This window comes from Mesorhizobium sp. M0500, assembly GCF_040321165.1.
Lineage (GTDB): Bacteria > Pseudomonadota > Alphaproteobacteria > Rhizobiales > Rhizobiaceae > Mesorhizobium.
In genome coordinates this window covers 1-1,672 of sequence record NZ_JAMYRB010000073.1, presented here as the reverse complement: position 1 = coordinate 1,672, position 1,672 = coordinate 1, and the positions used below count along the sequence as shown (strand labels likewise).

Below are 1,672 nucleotides of genomic sequence, written 5' to 3'. Positions count from 1 at the left end.
CTAGTGCGCGTCCATAAACGGCTGTTTTCCCGGAGTTTTCAGTGGTCTTTGGCCTGCTGAAGCGATGTTTTGGGGACGCGTGATGGTACAAGGGCATGGAGGTTGCGGCCGGGGGTCGATCTGGCGGCAATGGGGTCATAGGGGTATCGGCCGGCGCTCGCCGGCGTGCTCCTGAACGCAGCCCGATGACTGGGGGTCAGGTCGATCTGAGGCGGGTGAAGAGGGCGAGATTGTAAGCGACCACCGAGGACCAGACGTAAGCCTTGAAGTGGTTGAGCCCGCGCCAGGTGCAGCGGGCCAAGCCATAGGCGCGCTTCAGGCAGGAGATGCTGGCCTCGATACCAGCGCGGAAGTTGCGCAGCTTGCGATAGACCCAGCGGCTGCTGACCATGTCTTCGATCCTGAGGGCGCTCTTCTTGTGGAACGCCATATCGCGCACGCCCCAAGCCTTGGCCTGGCGCAGATTGGCGCGGCTGGCATAGCCGCCGTCGGCCGCCGCCTGACGCGGCGGCTCGCCGTAAAACGCGATGTGGCGCTCCAGCATTAGCAGCAGACGCTCGCTGTCGGCTGGGTTGCCCGCTTCGACGACGAGATCGAGGATCAGTCCGCTGCGACCGGTGGTCAGATTGATCTTGTGACCATAATCGACGTCGCGGCTGCCCTTGACGATGATATCGGCATGCGGCTCGAACAGGCTCACCAGCTTCTCGCCGGCCGGGACCGGCTCGCCTGCCAGGACCCGCCGTTCGGTCTGGGCGATGATCCGCTCGATCAGCGGCCGGTAATGGCGGACTTGGGCCTGCCACAGTTCAACGGCCGGGCTCGCCGCCAGGGTCAGCTGCTCAGCCGCCTGCTGGAGATAGCCCAAGGTGGTGCGTGTGATCCTGAGCAGCTCGCGGTAGTGCTTCACCCGTTTCGGGCGGCCGCGGGTATATTCGATCGACCGGGACCGCTTCTTCGCCGCGCGGCAGTGATCGTGCCATGGGATGGCGCTGCCCAGTGCATCCGCGTGCTGCAACAGCCGCACCATCACCCGCACAGCGTCCCATAACAGGCTGCTGTCGCTCGGCTCGTGGACGAGTGCGGCGGTGACGGTGCTGTCCACGCGCACGACCTTGCCGCCTTCCAGCTTCTCTCGCCTGGCGCTTGCCAGCAGTACTTTGTTGATTTCTTCCCAGGTCGGCGCCTGGATCGCGCTGATCGTCTTGTGCAGGACTGATTTCTTTGGGCTCCACCCCCATGGCAGCCGGGCAAAAGCCCGGAACGAGGCGGAATCCTCCAAGTGAAAGGCCAGTTCCTGATAGCTTAGTTGGCGGTGCTGCTTGAGCAGCGCGCAGCGCAGCACAGCCTCCGCCGGCAGGCCCTCGCGGCCGGTCTCCTTGAGATCGTGCCGGCGCAGGTCCCGCGTCACCAGGCTCAAAAGCTCGCGATGCTCGTCCAGCCATTGCGACATGGCTTTCAATTCACAGCCGATCTCGTGTCCGGCGAAAAGATCAAATACACTGGATTGGACGGTGCGTTCTTGGCGCATTGTCGGCCCCGGCGGTGGCAGAAACGCTTTGGAATCAGTGGCTTGATCTCGAAGTGTATCTGAACCCGCCGGGCCTTGCCTACCCAAAATCAGGATTCATTCAATAATATCAGCAGCTTGCCGTTTATGGACGCGCACTAG

Annotated in this window: 1 protein-coding gene; it reads right to left on the bottom strand. The window is 63.0% G+C overall.

The features are described from left to right. Positions 1 to 196: 196 nt before the first annotated feature. Complete coding sequence (locus NKI70_RS33780; RefSeq protein WP_352726443.1) at positions 197 to 1,531, bottom strand: ISNCY-like element ISMlo5 family transposase; 1,335 nt, start codon at positions 1,529 to 1,531, stop codon at positions 197 to 199. Positions 1,532 to 1,672 lie beyond the last annotated feature (141 nt).

Coding starts and splice junctions, on each gene's coding strand:
- NKI70_RS33780 (WP_352726443.1), bottom strand. CDS start 1,531: ATGCGCCAAGAACGCACCGTCCAATCCAGTGTATTTGATCTTTTCGCC.